At 66.2% G+C, this 18,850-nt stretch carries 16 protein-coding genes and 1 pseudogene; 5 read left to right on the top strand and 12 right to left on the bottom strand.

All coding sequences use genetic code 11. From position 1 onward, the window contains the following. Nucleotides 1-14: 14 nt before the first annotated feature. Complete coding sequence (locus tag B133_RS22610; protein WP_018600774.1) at nucleotides 15-3,263, top strand: NAD-glutamate dehydrogenase domain-containing protein; 3,249 nt, start codon at nucleotides 15-17, stop codon at nucleotides 3,261-3,263. Nucleotides 3,264-3,313: 50 nt separating this feature from the next. Here B133_RS22610 and dprA read toward each other — a convergent pair whose 3' ends face one another. The 7 genes and pseudogenes from dprA to B133_RS22605 all read right to left on the bottom strand — a co-directional run. Then, nucleotides 3,314-4,435, bottom strand: a complete 1,122-nt coding sequence (gene dprA, locus B133_RS0109850; protein WP_018600773.1) for a DNA-processing protein DprA — start codon at nucleotides 4,433-4,435, stop codon at nucleotides 3,314-3,316. Beyond that, nucleotides 4,432-5,943 carry a YifB family Mg chelatase-like AAA ATPase gene (locus B133_RS0109845; protein WP_026256220.1) on the bottom strand — a complete coding sequence of 504 codons (1,512 nt, stop codon included), beginning with the start codon at nucleotides 5,941-5,943 and terminating at the stop codon, nucleotides 4,432-4,434. Before B133_RS0109845 ends, dprA begins: the two co-directional genes overlap by 4 nt. A gap of 1 nt (nucleotide 5,944) precedes the next feature. Next, nucleotides 5,945-6,313 carry a YraN family protein gene (locus B133_RS0109840; RefSeq protein ID WP_026256219.1) on the bottom strand — a complete coding sequence of 123 codons (369 nt, stop codon included), beginning with the start codon at nucleotides 6,311-6,313 and terminating at the stop codon, nucleotides 5,945-5,947. Nucleotides 6,314-6,400: 87 nt separating this feature from the next. Continuing rightward, nucleotides 6,401-8,536: a thiamine pyrophosphate-dependent enzyme gene (locus B133_RS0109835; protein WP_018600770.1), complete on the bottom strand. Its 2,136-nt coding sequence runs from the start codon at nucleotides 8,534-8,536 to the stop codon at nucleotides 6,401-6,403. A gap of 44 nt (nucleotides 8,537-8,580) precedes the next feature. Further along, a complete protein-coding gene (locus B133_RS0109830; RefSeq protein ID WP_026256218.1) occupies nucleotides 8,581-9,354 on the bottom strand; it encodes an HAD-IIA family hydrolase in 774 nt (257 codons plus the stop codon). Nucleotides 9,355-9,511: 157 nt separating this feature from the next. Then, entirely contained in the window at nucleotides 9,512-10,897 is a 1,386-nt protein-coding gene (locus B133_RS0109825) for an aspartate aminotransferase family protein (RefSeq protein ID WP_026256217.1), read from the bottom strand. A 121-nt stretch (nucleotides 10,898-11,018) separates the two neighbouring features. Beyond that, a pseudogene (locus B133_RS22605) lies at nucleotides 11,019-11,669 on the bottom strand (aldehyde dehydrogenase family protein); the annotation flags it as partial. 199 nt (nucleotides 11,670-11,868) lie between these two features. On the opposite strand from B133_RS22605, the gene B133_RS0109815 reads away from it, so the two are divergent. From B133_RS0109815 to B133_RS0109805, 3 genes are read left to right on the top strand one after another with little or no spacing between them, the layout of a single operon-like run. Beyond that, nucleotides 11,869-12,255: a DUF2237 family protein gene (locus B133_RS0109815; RefSeq protein ID WP_018600766.1), complete on the top strand. Its 387-nt coding sequence runs from the start codon at nucleotides 11,869-11,871 to the stop codon at nucleotides 12,253-12,255. Continuing rightward, a complete protein-coding gene (locus tag B133_RS0109810) occupies nucleotides 12,252-13,724 on the top strand; it encodes a YdiU family protein (RefSeq protein WP_018600765.1) in 1,473 nt (490 codons plus the stop codon). The genes B133_RS0109815 and B133_RS0109810 overlap by 4 nt, the downstream gene beginning before the upstream one ends. A 23-nt stretch (nucleotides 13,725-13,747) precedes the next feature. Further along, the gene (locus B133_RS0109805) at nucleotides 13,748-14,452 is read left to right on the top strand and encodes a dienelactone hydrolase family protein (RefSeq protein ID WP_018600764.1); all 705 of its coding nucleotides are present in this window, start codon (nucleotides 13,748-13,750) and stop codon (nucleotides 14,450-14,452) included. 9 nt (nucleotides 14,453-14,461) lie between these two features. Here B133_RS0109805 and B133_RS0109800 read toward each other — a convergent pair whose 3' ends face one another. The 4 genes from B133_RS0109800 to rplS are packed head-to-tail and all read right to left on the bottom strand — an operon-like array spanning nucleotide 14,462 to nucleotide 16,813. After that, nucleotides 14,462-14,767 carry a DUF2469 domain-containing protein gene (locus tag B133_RS0109800; protein WP_018600763.1) on the bottom strand — a complete coding sequence of 102 codons (306 nt, stop codon included), beginning with the start codon at nucleotides 14,765-14,767 and terminating at the stop codon, nucleotides 14,462-14,464. Between the two features lie 54 nt (nucleotides 14,768-14,821). Further along, the gene (locus tag B133_RS0109795) at nucleotides 14,822-15,547 is read right to left on the bottom strand and encodes a ribonuclease HII (protein ID WP_026256216.1); all 726 of its coding nucleotides are present in this window, start codon (nucleotides 15,545-15,547) and stop codon (nucleotides 14,822-14,824) included. A 20-nt stretch (nucleotides 15,548-15,567) separates the two neighbouring features. Further along, the gene (lepB, locus tag B133_RS0109790) at nucleotides 15,568-16,425 is read right to left on the bottom strand and encodes a signal peptidase I (RefSeq protein ID WP_018600761.1); all 858 of its coding nucleotides are present in this window, start codon (nucleotides 16,423-16,425) and stop codon (nucleotides 15,568-15,570) included. 46 nt (nucleotides 16,426-16,471) lie between these two features. Further along, nucleotides 16,472-16,813, bottom strand: coding sequence for a 50S ribosomal protein L19 (gene rplS / locus B133_RS0109785; RefSeq protein ID WP_018600760.1), 342 nt, complete (start codon nucleotides 16,811-16,813; stop codon nucleotides 16,472-16,474). Nucleotides 16,814-17,156: 343 nt separating this feature from the next. On the opposite strand from rplS, the gene B133_RS0109780 reads away from it, so the two are divergent. Next, nucleotides 17,157-18,086, top strand: a complete 930-nt coding sequence (locus B133_RS0109780) for a hypothetical protein (RefSeq protein WP_026256214.1) — start codon at nucleotides 17,157-17,159, stop codon at nucleotides 18,084-18,086. Nucleotides 18,087-18,144: 58 nt separating this feature from the next. Here the strand turns inward: B133_RS0109780 and trmD are convergent, their stop codons facing one another. Then, nucleotides 18,145-18,843 (bottom strand): tRNA (guanosine(37)-N1)-methyltransferase TrmD, encoded by a 699-nt coding sequence (gene trmD, locus B133_RS0109775; protein ID WP_026256213.1) that lies wholly within the window; start codon nucleotides 18,841-18,843, stop codon nucleotides 18,145-18,147. Between the last annotated feature and the right edge of the window lie 7 nt (nucleotides 18,844-18,850).

Below are 18,850 nucleotides of genomic sequence, written 5' to 3'. Positions count from 1 at the left end.
AGTAGCAGCCCATCATGACCGCCCCCACACAGGCTCCCGAAACGCTGGTCGGTGTCGAGTTCTATCGCGAGCCGGGATGCGGCGACCGCGATGCACGCATCAAGATCTTCAGCCGCGAAGACCGTTCCCTGTCGATACTGCTGCCACCCTTCACCGCATTCGGGCTCGAGGTCGTCGACGAACGGATCAATGTCGTCGACACCGGCCCCGATGCGACGCGTGAGATCGATCTCGGCGTGCGACTGCCGGCGCCGTGGACGTGGGACGCTCTGCTCGCCGAGAGATCCGACCGGCAAGTGTGCTTCGTGGAGGCGGTGCATGCCGTGTGGACCGGACAGACCGAGTCCGACCGGCTCAACAGTCTCGTTCTCACCGCCGGCCTGTCCTGGCGAAAAGTGGTGTGGTTGCGCGCTATTGCCGCGTATCTCCGTCAGACCCAGACGGCATTCTCGCTGCCCTACATATGTGAGGTCGTCGCCGCCCACCCGCGGCTTGCCTCACTGGCGGTGCAGATCTTCGAAGAGCGGTTCGACCCGCATCGTCATGACGGCGCGGCATGCGCTCAACGAGAGACCGCCCAGGCGCAGTTGGCCGAACAATTCGTCGAGCAGCTCGATACGGTGGCGAGCCTCGACGAAGAGCGGATTCTTCGGTCGATGCTGAGCATCATCGAAACGACGGTTCGCACCAGCGCTTATCAAGACGAGAACGGCACACCCCGGCAACGACTGAGCTTCAAGGTCGAACCGGCTCTCCTGCCCTTCGCCCCGCAGCCCGCGCCCACCGCCGAGATCTGGGTGTACAGCCCGATCATCGAGGGTGTGCACATGAGGTTCGGGAAAGTCGCTCGCGGCGGCATCCGCTGGAGCGACCGGCGCGAAGATTTCCGCACCGAAGCCCTCGCCCTCACCAAGGCCCAGGTCGCCAAGAATTCGGTAATCGTTCCGACCGGGGCCAAAGGCGCGTATCTACCGAAACGGGCGGTCGATCCGACCAAAAGGGAAGCTTGGCTTCACGAAGGCCTCAGCGCCTACCGGGAATTCATCGCCGGCCTGCTCGACATCACCGACAATCGAGGCGCCGACGGCATTGTTGCCCCGCCCGGCGTGGTCCGGCACGACGACGACGATCCCTACCTGGTTGTGGCTGCGGACAAGGGCACTGCCACCTTTTCCGACGAGGCCAACGCCATCGCACACAGCTATGGCTTCTGGCTGGGCGACGCGTTCGCCTCAGGCGGATCACAAGGTTACGACCACAAAGCCATGGGTATCACCGCGCGTGGCGCCTGGGTATCGGTTGAGCGACATCTGCGGGAAGCCGGGATCAACACCCACACCGATGATTTCACGGTTGCCGGAATCGGCGACATGAGCGGCGACGTCTTCGGTAACGGCCTGCTGCTGTCCGAGCACACCCGGCTGGTGGCGGCATTCGATCACCGCCACATCTTTTTGGATCCAGACCCCGATCCGGCGGTGTCGCTGGCCGAGCGGCGTCGCCTGGCTGCCCTGCCCCGATCCTCGTGGGACGACTACGATCCCACACTGATCAGCGCCGGCGGCATGGTCGTGAGCAGGACTGCCAAATCGGTGACCATCAGCGAATCCGTCGCTGCGGTCCTGGGCCTGGATGCGCACATCCGGACGATGACGCCGAACGAGCTGATCCGTGCCATCCTCGCCAGCCCCGTCGACCTGTTGTGGAACGGTGGCATCGGCACCTATGTCAAGGCATCCAGCGAAACGCACGCCCAGGCCGGTGACCGCACCAACGACGCTGTCCGGATCGACGCGAATACGCTGCGCGTCAAGGCGATCGGCGAAGGCGGCAACCTCGGCCTCACCCAGGCCGCACGCGTGCAGGCAGCCCGAGCCGGCGTGCGCCTCAACACCGACGCCGTCGACAACTCTGCCGGAGTCGACACCAGTGACCATGAAGTCAACATCAAAATCGCGTTGGCCTCCGGGCACGAGGAGCTCGCTCGGCAAGAGACCGAGCGAGCAGCCCTGCTGGACTCCATGACCGACGACGTCGCGCATGCCGTCCTCAGCCACAACTACGACCAAAACGTGCTGCTGGCCATGGAAGCGCACCGAGCGGTCGAGAACCTGCCGGCGCACCGGCGGCTGATCAGGGCACTCGTTGAATCAGGACACCTCGATCTGGCCGGCAGCGTCATGCCGGACGAATCAGAACTGGCAGCCCGCGAAGCCGCCGGACAGGGACTCGCGGGCCCGGAATTGGCCATCCTTATGGCCAGTTCCAAAAACGCACTCAAAGACACGCTCGCGCACACCAGTTTCACCGACGACCCGTGGTTCAGTACCACCCTGCGTGAATACTTCCCACCACAGCTGCAAACCGCGCTTCCCACCGCCATCGCGGCTCATCCCCTACACCGCGAGATCGTCATCAACTCGACCGTCAACGATGTCGTCAACCGTGCCGGAATCACCGCCGTATACCGGGCAGCCGAGGACACCGGCGCACCAGTGAGTCTCGTAGTGAAGGCCTATGTGGCGGCCATCGAAGTGTTGGGTCACCGCGACCTGACCGCCACGCTCAAAGCTGCCGACAACGGTGAGGCCGCCACCCTGTTGCTGGCCTCGGTACGCCATGAGAGCCAGCGGTTGCTCGATCGCGGCGCCCGGTGGTTCCTCAACCGCCACGCAAGCGGTCTGCAACTCGGCCCGATCATCACCGACACCAAAAGCAAGATCACCGAACTGCTCCCCCGCGAGCCCGACCGACTGTGCGGCGAAGAAGCACATCGATTCCGGCGCAATGTCAGCGCGTTCGAAGCCATGGGAGCGACCCCAGAGCTCGCACGGATCGCAGCCGGATATCTCGACTCCTACGTCCTACTCGACATCATCGAGATCGCCGATCAACAGCAGGTAGCCGCCGGCGACGTGGCTGACCTCTACCACTACGTCTCCGACCAGTTTCGCGTCGACTACCTCCTGACACGGGTCAGTCTGCTGCCCCGACACGGCCACTGGGACCGGTTGTCACGCACGGCTCAGCGTGAGGATCTTTACGCCGTTCTGAGCGCACTGACACGAAAGGTTGCGGCAACGCGGCCAACGATCCGCGGCGACGGACCAGCAGCAATCTTCGAACAATGGCGAGCCGATATCACGCACCTGTCAGCTCGCACCCAAAAGACCATCGCCGACATATGCCTCGACCAGCGGCCGACGCTGGCTGCCATCTCCGTGGCCGTGCGGTCCCTTCGCGCGCTGACACAGGCGGCATAGAGGGCATCTCCTCACGATCCGAACATACAACCGCTCATCGCCGGAGTGTTCTAACGCCGTCTGCGCCTGCGCCAACAACCGGCCTCCGCGGACGCCAACCCGGCGATCTCAAGCATGGTCAGCGGGCCCAGTACCTCGTGTGCCGGAATACCGGCGGCCACCGCGATTTCGTCGACAGTGTGACCACGACGCGCGGGCAGCGCGTCGTACACCCGTTTCTCATCCGGGCCGAGCGCGTCAAGCGGCCCGACCGGGTGGGGCTCGTCAGCGGCAAATTCGCCGATGTGGCCGGCCAATTCGACAACATCGGCAGCGCGGGTCACCAGTCGGACGTCACCCTGCAGCAGCGCGTGACAGCCGGCGGAGGTCGCCGAGGTCACCGGCCCCGGTACCGCACACACCGGCCTCCCGAGAGCTTTGGCCCACGACGCGGTATTGGCAGCGCCGCTGCGCAGACCGGCCTCGACGACCACGGTCGCCTGCGACAGCGCGGCCACCAGGCGATTGCGGGTGAGGAAGCGCAACCGCCCCGGCGCAGTACCAGGCGGGTACTCGCTGATGAGCAGACAGTCCTCACGAATCCGCCGGAACAGTGCGCTGTGCCCGGCCGGATAAGGATTGTCGATGCCGCCGGCCACCACCGCGACGGTGATCCCCTCACAGGCCAGCGCGGCGCGATGCGCCGCTCCGTCGATGCCGTAGGCGCCGCCCGAGACGACCACGAAGTCCCGTGCCACCAGACCTGCCGCCAGCTCTGCCGATACGTGCTCACCGTAGGCGGTGGCGGCGCGGGTACCGACGACGGCCGCGGCCCGCGCGGCAGCGTCGTCGAGACGTACCGGTCCGGCCGCCCACAACACCAACGGCGGATGCCCGTTCGGACGGTCGTCCATTCCGCCGAACGCCACGAACGACAACAGCGGCCATTCGCTGTCATTGGGTGTGACCAGCCGGCCACCCATTCGATCCAGAATATCGAGATCGGCTGCGGCACAATCCAGCTCGCGGCGCGCCTCGGTCCTGCGCGCCAGGTTCGTACCGACATCTCCCATTTTCACCTTCTCAGCCGCCTCGACCGGGCCACACTTCATCACCAACGCGGCCAGCTCAGGACAGGGCGGTTCGGCCACACGTGACAGATACGCCCAGGCCAGCCGTTCTTCCTCGGTCATCGCACACCTCCGGATTGGCGGAAACTCAATGCGGTGGACACCTCTGCGGCCGCGGGCGAAGTGCGCCCGGCCAGATCGGCCAACGTCCACGCCACCCGCAAACACCGGTCCGCGCCTCGCATGCTGATCACGCCACGGTCCAGCGAGTTCTGCAGTGGCGCCATCGTGGCCCTGGACAACCTGAACTCCCGCCGCAGCAGTGGCCCGCTTACCTCGGCGTTGGTCCGGATACCGTGGGGCCGCCACCGTTCCTCCGCGGCGAGCCGCGCAGCCGCAACCCGTTGGCGCACCGTGGCGCTGGACTCCCCTGCGTCCGGTACGAAGGCACCTGCGCTGACGGGGTGAAGCTCGACCCGCAGATCCACCCGGTCCACCAGAGGCCCGGACAGCTTGCCCCGATATCGCAGCCGGGCCTGTGCCGAGCAGATACAGTCGGCGGGGTTGGGCGGTGCGCAAGGACATGGGTTGGCGGCCAAGACCAGCTGGAAGCGGGCCGGATAACAAGCGACCCCGTCACGCCGGGCCAGCCTGATCTCGCCGTCCTCCAACGGTGTTCGCAATGCTTCGAGTGCGCTGCTGCCCATCTCGGCGAATTCGTCGAGGAACAGCACACCGCGGTGGGCGCGGCTGACGGCACCGGGGCGCGCCAATCCACTGCCACCGCCGACGAGGGCAGCGACACTCGACGTGTGGTGCGGCGCGACGAACGGCGGCTGCGTGATCAGCGGGGTGTCACCGGCCAGCAACCCGGCGACGGAATGAACCGCGGTCACCTCAAGTGATTCGCCGTGCGACAGCGCCGGCAGCAGACCGGGAAGCCGTTGTGCCAACATGGTTTTACCGATGCCTGGCGGTCCGGTGAGCATCAAATGGTGTGCGCCTGCCGCGGCGACCTCGACGGCATAGCGGGCTTGCGCTTGACCGACGATGTCGGCCAGGTCAGCGGCTGGTTCAACAACTCGTTTCCCCGCGGTGACCCGACTCTCCAATTCAGCCTTGTTCTCGAACCATGCCGTCAACTGACCCAGGCTGTGCGCACCCCACAGCTCGACTCCATCGACCAGGCTGGCCTCTGCGAGGTTGTCGACAGGCACCACCACTGTCGGCCACCCCTCCTGCTTGGCTGCGAGCACCGCGGGCAAGACACCGTGAATCGGACGTACCCTGCCGTCGAGTGCCAGCTCTCCCAGCAGCACCGTCTTCTCCAACCGCGCCCAGGCGGTCTTGGTGTGCGCCGAGAGCACCGCGCTGGCCAAGGCTAAGTCATAGGCCGAGCCGACCTTGCGCAACGTGGCCGGCGAGAGCGCCAAGGTAAGTCGTGACATCGGCCAGCTGTGGCCACAATTGGTGATGGCCGCGCGCACTCGGTCGCGCGACTCCTGCAAAGCGGCATCGGGTAGCCCGACCAAATGCACGCCGGGTAGACCGGAGGTGATATCAGCCTCGATCTCCACGATCACGCCGTCCAGACCGCGCACTGCCACCGAATAAGCTCTACCCAAACCCATTTCAACCCACCCCCTGCAGATGCACGATCTCCGGTTCTCGGTGCCGGCCGATGCGCACACCGATCACGTCAATACGGACCTCTGCCCATCGGACGTCCTGTTCGGCAAGCCACAACGCGGCCAGGCGGCGGATACGGCGGACCTTCTGTGCCGTCACCGCCTCGGCCAGTCCGCCGAAACCATCCCCGGTGCGGGTCTTCACCTCGACGAACACCACGGCGCGCCTGACCGGATCCTCAACGATCACATCGAGTTCGCCGTATCGACACCGCCAATTGCGAACCAAGACCCGCAGCCCGGCAGTTGTCAGATGCTCAACGGCTAATTGCTCACCCAGCGCGCCGATCTCGGTCCGAGTCATTGAAGTCATGCCCACACCGTGCGACCCGGGTCCGACAAAACTCACTCACCCGCGGCCGGTTATCCCCAATCCGCACTTCGTCCACAGGCCGGGCCGCTAGCGTCCGGCGAGAGTCACCGCCGCGGCCTCGATGGTGTCCTCGGAGAGCAGTACCTGCAGCGCGGCGTCGCCCAGCGGGATGAAGCTGTCGCTGCTGGTTACTCGCGCCACCTGCCCGGAATAACCGTGAGCCAGCAGCTCGGCCAGCACGCCCTCCCCGACGCCGCCGGTCCGGCGGGTCTCGTCGACGATGAGCACGCGACCTGTCGCGTCGGATTCGGCGAGCATGTCCTCGATAGGCAGCGGGGCCAGCCAGCGCAGGTCGACCACGCGGGCGTTCACGCCGAGGCCGGCCAGGCGCCGGGCGACGCGCAGGCTCATTCTCAGCCCGTTGCCGAAGGTGAGCATCGTCAGGTCGGTTCCCTCGCCGTAGGTGCGGGCCCGGCCGAGCCCGACCGGTTGCGCCGGATAGTCGGACAACCATTCGCCGTCGCCGTCGGCGTACAGGTCCCGAGTGTGATACAGCGCGATGGGCTCAAGGTAAACGCAAACCGCCCCACTGGTTTTCGCGATACCAACGCACGTGTGCAGCATGGCCGCGGCGTCGTCGGGGCGCGCCGGCGACGCGATCACCACACCGGGGATATCGCGGATCGCGGCAACTGAGTTGTCGTTGTGGAAGTGCCCGCCGAACCCCTTCTGATAGCCGTAGCCCGCGATACGCACCACCATCGGATTGCGGTACTGCCGATTGGAGAAGAACTGCAGCGTGGCACCCTCACCGCGGATCTGATCAGCCGCGTTGTGCAGATAAGCCAGGTACTGAATCTCCGGGATCGGCAGCAGGCCAGATATCCCCGCGCCGAGAGCCAGCCCAAGAATGGTCTGTTCGTCCAACAGGGTGTCGAACACTCGGGCCGGGCCCGCGGCGGCCTGCAGACCGCGCGTCACTCCGTACACCCCGCCTTTGCGTGCGACGTCCTCGCCAAACACGAGGGCCTCGGGATGGGCTGCCAGCACATCGTGCAGCGCGCGGTTGATAGCAAGGGCCACAGTCAGATTCGGCTCGCCTCCTGGCGGCGTGACCGACACCGCGCGCGCCGCCTCGATGACATCGGCCAGCGGCCGGGTCACCGCGTCCACGGAATCGAGCTGAGGATATTCGGCGAGCTCCCCGGCCAGTTCGACCACCTCGGTGCGCGTGGTCTCGTACCGCTCCAGCACCTGATCCGGTGTCAGGATCCCCTGCGCCACAAGGAGTTCGGCCGTCCTCAGCACCGGGTCTCGGTCGAAGTCCGCGCTGATCGCAGCGGGCCGACGATACCCGGGCTCGTAATCGGAGCCGGCATGCCCCATCAGCCGCACGGTGCTCAGGTGCAGAAAGGCCGGCCGGCGTTGGCTGCGCACCCAGTCGGCAGCGGCGGCCGCGGTGCCGTATGCGTCGGCCAGGTCGCAACCGTCGGCGGCGAAGTATTGCAGTCCTTCGCGGTGCCCGTAGGTGTGTTCCACCCAGCCGCGCGGCGTCGGTGTGCTGATCCCAATTCCGTTGTCCTCGCACACGAACAGCAGCGGCATCGGCAGTCCTCGATAGGACGCGTGCAGCGCAGCGTTGATCGCACCGACGGCGGTCGAGTGGTTGGCCGACGCGTCACCGAAACTGCACACCGTCACCGCATCCTCCGGCCACGGACAGGCCACGCCGAGCTTGCGGGCCCGGGCGATCGAGAACGCCACCCCGACCGCGCGCGGCAGGTGCGAGGCGATGGTGGAGGTCTGCGGAATGATGTTCAAGTCGTAGCGGCCGAACACCTTGTGCCGTCCGCCCGAGATCGGCTCCTCAGTCGCCGCAACCAGGCCGAGCAGCACATCGCGCACCGGATCCGATCCGCCCACCTGCGCGGCCCGGGCCAGATAGAAACCGCCTGACCGGTAGTGCAGCAGGGCCGGGTCGGTGGGCCGTAGTGCGGCGGCGACGGCGGCGTTGCCTTCATGCCCGGACGAGCCGATGGTGTAAAACCCCTTGCCCTGCGACCGCAACCAGCGGGCCGCCAGGTCAAGGTGCCGGCTGGCCAGCTGAGCATCGAAGAGCGCCAACGCATTCGGCACTGTCAGCCCGCAACCGGTCTCGGTGGCCTCGATATCGGGCCAGCCCGAAACGGTGGCGGTGAAATACTCGTCGATGGGCTCAGCCACCCCGACCTCCTGAACGCGATGTGGCCCGGCCGCGGCGGACCGGTTCAGATAAGGCTGATCGCCTCGGCGATCGACGGCAGCACACGACTGGGCCGGAATGGATAACGCTGGATATCGTCCACCTGGGTGGAACCGGTCAACACCAGAATGGTGTCGAGCCCGGCCTCGATACCGGCCACCACGTCGGTATCCATCCGGTCCCCCACCATCACGGTGTTCTCCGAATGCGCCTCGATCCGGTTGAGCGCGCTGCGGAACATCATCGGATTGGGCTTGCCGACGAAGTAGGGCTCGCGGCCGGTCGCCTTGGTGATCATCGCTGCCACCGACCCCGTCGCCGGCAGCGGGCCTTCCGCAGACGGGCCGGTGACATCGGGGTTGGTGGCGATGAACCGGGCGCCACCGATGACCAGCCGGATCGCCTTAGTGATCGCCTCGAACGAATAGGTGCGGGTTTCGCCCAGCACCACGAAGTCGGGATCGGTATCTGTGAGGGTGTAGCCGACCTCGTGCAGCGCGGTGGTGAGCCCGGCCTCGCCGATGACGTAGGCGGACCCACCGGGCAATTGATCGTCGAGGAACGCTGCCGTCGCCAACGCGGACGTCCAGATGGCGGACTCGGGTATCGACAAGCCCGAGTGCAGCAGCCGGGCCGCCAGATCTCGCGGCGTGAAGACCGAGTTGTTGGTCAGAACCAGGAACGGTCGTTCCTTGTCGGCCAACGTCTGCAGAAACTCGACGGCGCCGGGAATCGCAGCGTCTTCGTGCACGAGGACGCCATCCATATCGGTAAGCCAGCACTGGGCATGTGAACGCACGGGGATAAGTGTGCCAAGCCGGCTCGGATATGGCACTTCAACACATCCACAGGCGTCACAATCGGACACCCGGTCCTGGCCTGACAGCCCAAGGATAGGGCGATGGCCACCCTGGACGGCCAGTGCGACAACGCGCGGCCGGGTGTCGGACGGGAAGTCAGCGGGTGTATTCGTCGGCGACGTCGAACGCCTTGTCGAGGATCGCCAGGCCCTTGCGCGTCTCGTCGGCCGTGACATTGCACGGCGGCACGACGTGGATCCGGTTGAAGTTGGCGAACGGCAGCAGGCCGTTGGTCTTGCACGCCGCGATCACCGCGTTCATCGCCGGGCTGGAACCGCCGTAGGGTGCCAGCGGTTCACGGGTCTGCCGGTCGGCGACGAGCTCGACGGCCCAGAACACACCGGCACCGCGGACCTCACCGATGCTGCGGTGCTTGGCGGCCAGCTCGGCCAGGCCGGGCGCGATCACCTCGGCGCCGATGGCTGCGGCGTTGTCGACCATGCTTTCCTCCTCCATCGCATTGATGGTGGCGATGGCGGCCGCGGTGGCCAGCGGATGACCCGAGTAGGTCAGTCCGCCGGGGTAGGCGCGGTGGGCGAAGGTCTCGGCGATCGCCGGGCTGATCGCGACGCCGCCGAGCGGTACGTACCCGGAGTTGACGCCCTTGGCGAAGGTGAGCAGGTCTGGTACCACGTCGAAATGGTTGATGGAGAACCACTTTCCGCTGCGTCCGAAGCCTGCCATCACCTCGTCGGCGATATACATGATGCCGTAGCGGTCGCAGATGTCACGGACGCCGGCGATGTATCCCGGCGGCGGGATCATGATGCCCGCGGTACCCGGGATGGATTCCAAGACGATGGCGGCGATGGTCGACGGACCCTCCATACGGATGGTCTCCTCGAGGTGCTCCAGCGCGCGCTCGGCTTCCTCGGCCTCGGTGGCGGCGTGGAATCGCGAGCGGTAGAGGAACGGTCCGAAGAAGTGCACGATGCCGGCGTTGCCGTGGTCGTTGGGCCACCGGCGCGGGTCGCCGGTCATGTTGATCGCGGTCTCGGTACCACCGTGGTAGGAGCGGTACCGAGTGAGCACCTTGTGCCGTCCGGTGTGCAACCGGGCCATGCGCACCGCGTGCTCGATGGCGTCGGCGCCGCCGTTGGTGAAGAAGATCTTGTTCAGATCGCCCGGTGTGCGCTCGACGATCAGCCGCGCTGCCTCCGAGCGCGCGTCATTGGCGTACTGCGGGGCCACGGTGCACAGCTTGGCGGCCTGTTCGGCAATGGCGGCAACGACTTTGGGGTGCTGATGACCGATGTTGGTGTTGACCAGCTGGCAGGAGAAATCCAGCAATCGGTTACCGTCGCCGTCCCAGACATACGATCCCTGCGATGCGGTGATCGTCATTGGGGTGATCTCGGCCTGCGCGGACCAGGAGTGGAACACGTGCGCACGGTCGAGTTCGTAGGTACGCGCCGCCTCGGCGCGGGCCGCCTCCACGGTCAATCCGTTGGGCAACAGGGTGGACTCGTCGGTCAAAGTCATGGTCAAGTCTCTCACTTACGCTCGCAGCAGCTGGGGGTCGATTGCCGTTCCTTCTCCAGTTGCATGGCCTGTCCGGCGAAGGGTTGTCCGGATGGGCCACACAGCAATCCGGGATTACCCCGTTCTGGGGGAAGCCCAAGTTGATGCCGCCGTGGCTGGGGTCGAGCCAGCGGGTGGTGATGGCCTTGGTGCGGGTGAAGAAGTGCACACCCTCGGTGCCGTGAGCGTGGCTGTCACCGAACAGCGAGGCCTTCCAGCCACCGAAGCTGAAGTACGCCATGGGAACCGGGATCGGTACGTTGATGCCGACCGTGCCCACCTCGACCTCGTTCTGGAAGCGCCGCGCGGCGCCGCCGTCGTCGGTGAAGATCGCGGTGCCGTTGCCGTACAGGTTGCTGTTGATGAGTTCAAGTGCCTCGTCATAGGTTTCGACGCGTACGATCGACAGGACGGGACCGAAGATCTCGTCGGTGTTGACGCTCATCTCGGGGGTGACGTTGTCCGGCAGGGTGAGGCCCAGCCAGAACCCGGCTGGATCCCTGTGGCCAGCCCCGTCCAGCACGGCGCGGCCGTCCACCACGACCTTGGCACCGTCGGCCTCACCGGCGTCGATGTAGGAGGCCACCTTGTCGCGGTGCGCCTTGGTGACCAGCGGACCCATGTCGGAATCCTTGGTGCCGTCGCCGGTCTTGATGGTGGCGGTGCGCTCGGCGATCTTGGCGACCAGGTCGTCGGCGATCGGGCCGACCGCGACAGCCGCGGAGATGGCCACGCTGAGCTGGGGTCGTCGTGGACATCGCTTAGGGAATCCTGCACATCGACGATGACATCAACTCCTGCCTGCGGGCTCTGGTGCGATTCTGGTCGCCATTCGTGAACAGCGGCGCGTCGCTGACCGGCGAACGTATCGTTTCGCTGTCCTGATTCCCGGCCTGCGACGGAGAACGGGAACGACGGGCGATACTGGTGCGATGGCTGATCACAACGTGCTGGGCGGCCCGCTGGACGAGTGCGGCACCGATCCCCTCACCGGCTTCCACCGCGACGGCTGCTGTTCGACCGGCGAGGCCGACGTGGGCAGACACACCATCTGCGCGGTGGTGACCGCCGAATTCCTCGACCATCAGCGGTCGATCGGAAACGACTTGTCGACGCCGGCGCCACATTTCCGGTTCCCCGGCCTGACACCTGGGGACCGCTGGTGTGTCACTGCGGTCAACTGGTTACGTGCCCATCATGACGGCTGCGCCGCCCCCGTCGTGCTGGCCGCGACCCATGAACGCACGCTCGACGTCGTGCCCCTTGACGTCCTTCAGCGCTACGCCGTTGACGTCCCGGACGATCTGGGCGACCTGTGACGAGCGTGAAACCGGCTGTCGTGCTCGACAACCGGTTCGCCCGCGAGCTGCCTGAACTGGCCGTCGAGTGGCAGGCCGAAGCCGCGCCCTCGCCCCGGCTGCTGGTACTCAACGAAGCGCTGGCCACCGAACTAGGCCTGGACCCCGCGTGGCTGCACAGCACCGACGGCATCGAACTATTGCTGGGCGCCGCGGTTCCCGAAGGTGCTCGCCCGGTGGCCCAGGCCTACGCGGGCCATCAGTTCGGCGGCTATGTACCGCGGCTTGGCGACGGCCGCGCGTTGCTGCTCGGAGAACTCGTCGACTCCGATGGGCAGCTCCGCGACCTGCATCTCAAGGGTTCTGGACGCACACCGTTCGCGCGGGGCGGTGACGGCCTGGCTGTGGTCGGGCCCATGCTGCGCGAGTACGTCGTCAGCGAGGCCATGCATGCACTGGGCATCCCGACCACACGGTCGCTGGCCGTGACATCGACCGGACGGGATGTGCTGCGCGAAACCCGCCAGCCGGGGGCCGTGCTGGCCCGGGTCGCAGCCAGTCATCTGCGGGTGGGCAGCTTCCAGTACGCCTCCGCCTACGGCCGGGCCATGGGCGACCCCGGCGTGCTGCGGCGTCTGGCCGACCACGCCATCGCCCGCCACCACCCCGCCGCGGCAACAGCCGACAACCCGTATCTGGCCTTGTTCGAAGCGGTCATCGCGGTGCAGGCCGAGCTGGTGGCACGGTGGATGCTGGTCGGCTTCGTCCACGGTGTGATGAACACCGACAATATGACCATCTCGGGCGAGACCATCGACTACGGCCCGTGTGCCTTCATGGAGGCCTACGACCCGGCGACCGTATTCAGCTCGATCGATCACGGCGGGCGCTACGCCTACGGCAACCAGCCCGCGGTGGCCCAATGGAACCTCGCCCGGTTCGCCGAAACCCTGCTGCCGTTGATCGCCGAGGACGGCGACCGGGCAGCGGCACTGGCGACCGACGCGCTCGCCGGGTTCCGCATCCGATTCCAGAATGCGTGGTTGGCCGGAATGCGGGCCAAACTCGGTTTGCCGGAAGATGTTTCGCACGAGCAGGCCACCGGCCTGGTCGACGATCTGCTCACGCTGTTGAAGTCCGGCCGCGTCGACTACACGTCGTTCTTCCGCAGCCTCGCCGGAGCGGGACGGGGCAACATCGGACCGACGCAGGAGTTGTTCGCCGGGCCCGACGGGTTCGACGATTGGTTGACGCGCTGGCGGGCGCTCGACCCACTGCCTGAAGCGATGGACCGCGTCAACCCCATCTACATCCCCCGCAACCATTTGGTCGAGGAGGCGCTGGCCGCGGCTACCAGTGGCGAACTGACCCCGCTGGACGACCTGCTGGTAGCGCTGTCGGCGCCGTATGACGAGCGGCCAGGCTTGCAGCGCCACGCAGCACCCGCACCGGCCGACTTCGGCGCCTACCGCACGTTCTGCGGGACCTGAACCACGCGATTAGGTTGGCAAGGGTGACGACGATCAGTCTCGACACCCCCGCCGGCCCCATCGACGCGCTACTGGACAGGCCGGAAGGCGGCGGGCCATGGCCGGGTGTCGTGGTGGTTCACGACGGCATCGGCTACGCACCCGACAACGAGTCGATATCGGAACGCATCGCCGCGGCCGGCTACCTCGCTCTGACCCCCAACCTGTACGCCCGCGGCGGCCGGGCCCGGTGTATCACGCGGGTGATGCGTGACCTGCTGAGCCAACGTGGCCGAACGCTCGATGACATCCTCGCGGCGCGGGACCACCTACGGTCCCTGCCGGAATGCACCGGAACAGTCGGCATCGCCGGCTTCTGCATGGGCGGACAATTCGCACTTCTCATGGGCCCCAAGGGCTTCGCCGCGTCGGCACCGTTCTACGGCACTCCCCTGCCGCGGCGGCTCAACGAGACCCTCGACGCGTCGTGCCCGATCGTGGCAAGCTTCGGTCGGCGCGATCCGCTGGGCATCGGCGCGCCGGCACGGCTACGCAGGATCGTCGCCGCCAAGAACATCACGTCCGACATCAAGGTGTACCCCGAAGCCGGACACGCCTTCGCCAATCAGCTGCCCGGTCAACGGCTCCTGCGGGTCACTGGATTCGGGTACAACGAGGCGGCCACTGCCGACGCCTGGGACCGCGTATTCGCGTTCTTCGATCAACACCTACACACCGAATCGGCCTGACCGCGTCGGCTACTCCGGCAGCCGCAGCTCAGGCTTTTCGACCTCTTCGATGTTGACGTCCTTGAAGGTGATGACCCGTACCTGCTTGACGAACCGGGCCGGCCGGTACATATCCCACACCCACGCGTCGGCCAACCTCAGTTCGAAATAGACCTCGCCATCGGCATTGCGCGGCACCAGCTCGACACTGTTGGCCAGGTAGAACCGCCGTTCGGTCTCCACCACGTAGCTGAACTGCCCGACGATGTCCTTGTATTCGCGGTACAGCGAGAGCTCCATCTCGGTTTCGTACTTCTCGAGATCCTCGGCACTCATAAACTCTGCTGTCCTTCGTCTAGGTTGCGTTCCATCATTCCCCACCCGAGCCCGTCACGTCGCACCGATCCCCCCAAACTCTGCCCGCCGCACCCCAGCCGTCGCTGCGGCCCGCCGCACCCCAGCCGTCTCTGCGGCCCGCCGCACGTTCACATACGAGTAGCGGTGCTGCACACACGGCCCCAGCTCCGCCAACGCCGCGGTGTGCGCAGGTGTGCTGTAACCCTTGTGGTCGGCGAACCCGTAGCCCGGATGCTCGCGTTCCATCTGCACCATCAGCCGGTCGCGGCTGACCTTCGCCAGCACGCTGGCGGCGGCAATACACGCGGCGGCTCCGTCACCACCGATCACCGGAAGGGACGGCACCGCCAGGCCGGGTACCCGGAATCCATCGCACAACACATAACCAGGCCGCATCGACAACCCGGCCACCGCGCGCCGCATGCCTTCGATGTTGGCGACGTGCACGCCGCGGCGGTCCACCTCTGCCGAGGGGATGAACACCACGTGATAGGCCAGCGCATAGCGGCGGATCAGCGGAAACAAGCGTTCCCGTTCCTTCTCGCCGAGTTTCTTGGAATCGTCCAGGTCCGCCAGGCTCTCCAACCGGTTCGGCCCGAGCACACATGCAGCCACGACCAACGGGCCCGCACAGGCGCCACGCCCCACCTCGTCCACACCCGCAACGGGTCCCAGCCCGTTCCGGTACAGCGCGGACTCCAGGGTCCGCAGGCCCGAGGCCTTCCGGATCACCGTTCGAGGTGGCCACGATGCCGGCACTGGGACAGCTCCTACGAGTCCTACGAGGCGGTCTGCGGATTCACGCTGCTGACGCCACCCCAGCGGCCCGGCGGCCAGGCGATGAATCGAGCCTTTCCGATCACATTGTCCACCGGTACTGTGCCGGCTATCGGATCCCCGGTGCAATGCACGCCGCGTTGCACGTCAGCGGGCACATTCGTGCAATGGATCCGCGAATCGGCCGAATGGGTGCGGTTGTCGCCCATCACCCACAACCGGCCCTGCGGCACGGTCACCGGACCGAACTCGTTGCCGAGGCACGGGTACACCGCCGGATCGGCGTTCATGGTGACCGCGTCCAGGTATGGCTCGTGGAGTCGCTTGCCGTCGACAGTCAGGCCCGTATCTGCGCGGCATTCAACCGTCTGACCACCGACCGCGATTACCCGCTTGACCAGGTCATTCTCGTCGGGCGGTACGAAGCCGATGAAGGAGAGCGCATTCTGCACCCAGCGCACCGCGGTGTTGTCCGAGCGGATCGACTTGTAGCCGACGTTCCACGACGGCGGGCCTTTGAACACCACCACGTCACCGGGGCCCGGATGAGAGAACCGGTAAGTGACCTTGTCGACCATGATCCGGTCGCCGACACAACCGCTGCAGCCGTGCAGCGTCGGTTCCATCGACTCCGACGGAATCAGGTACGGCCTGGCGACGAAGGTGAGCATCACGTAGTACAGGACAATCGCGATGGTCACCAGGATGGCACCCTCACGCAGTGAGGACCGCTTGGGTTTGGGATCTTCTTCAGTGACTTCAGCGGCGCCGGGATCCGGCTTGGGCTTCTCGGAATCGGTGTTGACGGTGTCGTCCGATGACGAGTCGGCTGAGTCGGCGGGTCCGGTCACGGCGTCCACAGTAGCGGCGTGTGGCCGCCGGACCACGCCGGGCAGGACAACGCGCTCAGCGCTTTTCCTTGATCTTCGCCTTCTTGCCGCGCAGCTCGCGCAGGTAGTACAGCTTGGCGCGACGCACGTCACCGCGGGTCACGACATCGATGTGATCGATGTTGGGCGAATGCACCGGGAAGGTCCGCTCGACGCCGACGCCGTAGCTCTCCTTACGCACGGTGAAGGTCTCGCGGACTCCGCCGCCCTGGCGACGGATCACGACACCCTTGAAGACCTGGATGCGCTCCTTCGAGCCCTCGATCACCTTCACGTGCACGTTGACGGTGTCGCCGGGGCTGAAGGTCGGGATGTCGTCGCGCAGCGACGCCTGATCGACGAAGTCCAGCGTGTTCATCGGTGACACTTCCTTGTTGTTAGCGGCTCCGGGCCGATGCGCGGACTCGCGCAGCCGAAGCTGGTTTTCGGGTGTATCGGGGCGTATCTGGCAGCGGGCAGGCAGCGCCCAGCCCTAGGCTGCAGCAGACAACTGCTCAATTGTGCCAGATGAGCACCGGTCCGGTGAAATCCGGCGGTCGGGCCGCACCGCAACCACCGGAATTACCGCAACCGACAAGCTACGCGATTCCGCCGGGGACCAGCTAGTCTGAACCGTCCGCACGTGCGGTTGCCGACGACCGATGCGCATCTGTCGCTCGGCTCGGATGTCTGGGTTCCAGTTACCGGGTCTAAGGAGAGGCATGCAACGGCGGCCGTCGAGAATGATGACCGTGACCGCGGCCGTCGTGATCGGGGTGGTCACCGTCGCCGGCTGCGAGGCCAGGGTGTATGGAACACCACCACCGGTGCCCACCGCGCCGCAGTTCACCGTGGTCGTGCCGCAGGGCACCGCAGCACCGCTGCCTGAGTCACCTCCAGACGGACCCGCCGCAACGTTCGACGGTCTGCAGAACCGGGCAAGCCTCGCCACCTCATCCGCGTCGAAAGCCGGAGCCACTATCACGGCGCTGGTACTCGATCGCAGCACCGGTCAAGTGGTCTCCAACGGGAACTCGACGCCCATCCCGATCGCATCGGTGGCCAAACTCTTCATCGCCGATGACCTGCTACTGCAGGAGTCCAAGGGACAGACCACGGTGAGCCCCGCCGACCGTCAGGCCCTCGACGTGATGCTGCGATCCTCTGACGACAGTGCCGCAGAGAACTTCTGGAACCAGAGCGGCGGCAGCGCGGTCATCACCCGCGTCGTGGCGCGCTACGGGTTGAAGTCGACCACGACGCCGTACGACGGCCATTGGTGGAACACCATGAGCACGGCCGACGACCTGGCGCGCTACTACGACATGCTGATGAACGGCAGCGGCGGGCTGCCGCAGGAGCAGGCCAACACGATCCTGTCCAACCTGGCCCGGTCCACCGCGAATGGTATCGACGGCTACCCACAGCGTTTCGGTATCCCTGACGGGTTGTACGCCGAGCCCGTGGCCGTCAAGCAGGGCTGGATGTGCTGCTGGAACGGCGGCAACTGGGTGCACCTGTCCACCGGGGTGATCGGCGCTGACCGCCGGTTCATCATGGTGATCGGCTCGATGCAACCCACCGACGACGCCACCGCGCGTAAGACCATCACCGACGCGGTCAAGGTGATGTTCCCCGGCGGGCGCATCTGAGGCACCTCCACCGCGCGAGCAGACGCGGAGGTCCCTGAAAACCGGCGTGTCGGGGAACCTACACGTCTGCTCGCGGGGAGTTGTCGAGGAGGTCGGGCCGGCGTTCCCGCGTACGCAGCAGCGCTTGTTCCCGACGCCAGGCGGCCACCTTCGCGTGATCACCCGACAGCAGCACCGGAGGCACCTCTAAATCCCGCCAGCTCGGCGGACGAGTGTAGCTGGGCCCTTCGAGCAGTCCGTCTGAATGCGAATCCTGTTGGTGGGATTCGGGATTGCCGAGCACCTCGGGCAGCAGGCGGACCACCGCCTCGATCATCACCAACGCCGCGGACTCGCCACCGGTGAGCACGTAGTCACCGATCGACACCTCTTCGACACGCATCCGACGGGCCGCGTCGTCGGGGACCCGCTGGTCGATACCCTCATATCGGCCGCACGCAAACACCAGGTGCCGCTCGGCGCTCCAGCGCTCGGCCACCGCCTGGGTGAACAGCCGGCCGGCGGGGGTGGGCACCACCAAAAGTGTTTCTTCCGTGCATATTTCGTCGAGCGCCTCACCCCATACCGGGGCCTTCATCACCATGCCCGGTCCACCGCCGTACGGAGAATCGTCGACCGACCGGTGCACATCGTGAGTCCATGTCCGCAGGTCGTGCACGGCCAGCGTGACGATGCCGGCATCGATGGCCTTGCCCGGTAGCGACTGCCGGATCGGATCGAGGTACGCCGGAAAGATGGTCACGACGTCAATGCGCACAGTGACG

It is taken from the genome of Mycobacterium sp. 155 (assembly GCF_000373905.1).
GTDB lineage: Bacteria > Actinomycetota > Actinomycetes > Mycobacteriales > Mycobacteriaceae > Mycobacterium.
This window is presented reverse-complemented; position numbering and strand designations above follow the sequence as displayed.

Bases quoted from the DNA above. Each gene is read 5' to 3' on its own strand.
- B133_RS22610 (WP_018600774.1), top strand. From the start codon at position 15: ATGACCGCCCCCACACAGGCTCCCGAAACGCTGGTCGGTGTCGAGTTC.
- dprA (WP_018600773.1), bottom strand. From the start codon at position 4,435: ATGACCGAGGAAGAACGGCTGGCCTGGGCGTATCTGTCACGTGTGGCC.
- B133_RS0109845 (WP_026256220.1), bottom strand. From the start codon at position 5,943: ATGGGTTTGGGTAGAGCTTATTCGGTGGCAGTGCGCGGTCTGGACGGC.
- B133_RS0109840 (WP_026256219.1), bottom strand. From the start codon at position 6,313: ATGACTTCAATGACTCGGACCGAGATCGGCGCGCTGGGTGAGCAATTA.
- B133_RS0109825 (WP_026256217.1), bottom strand. From the start codon at position 10,897: ATGACTTTGACCGACGAGTCCACCCTGTTGCCCAACGGATTGACCGTG.
- B133_RS0109815 (WP_018600766.1), top strand. From the start codon at position 11,869: ATGGCTGATCACAACGTGCTGGGCGGCCCGCTGGACGAGTGCGGCACC.
- B133_RS0109800 (WP_018600763.1), bottom strand. From the start codon at position 14,767: ATGAGTGCCGAGGATCTCGAGAAGTACGAAACCGAGATGGAGCTCTCG.
- rplS (WP_018600760.1), bottom strand. From the start codon at position 16,813: ATGAACACGCTGGACTTCGTCGATCAGGCGTCGCTGCGCGACGACATC.
- B133_RS0109780 (WP_026256214.1), top strand. From the start codon at position 17,157: ATGCAACGGCGGCCGTCGAGAATGATGACCGTGACCGCGGCCGTCGTG.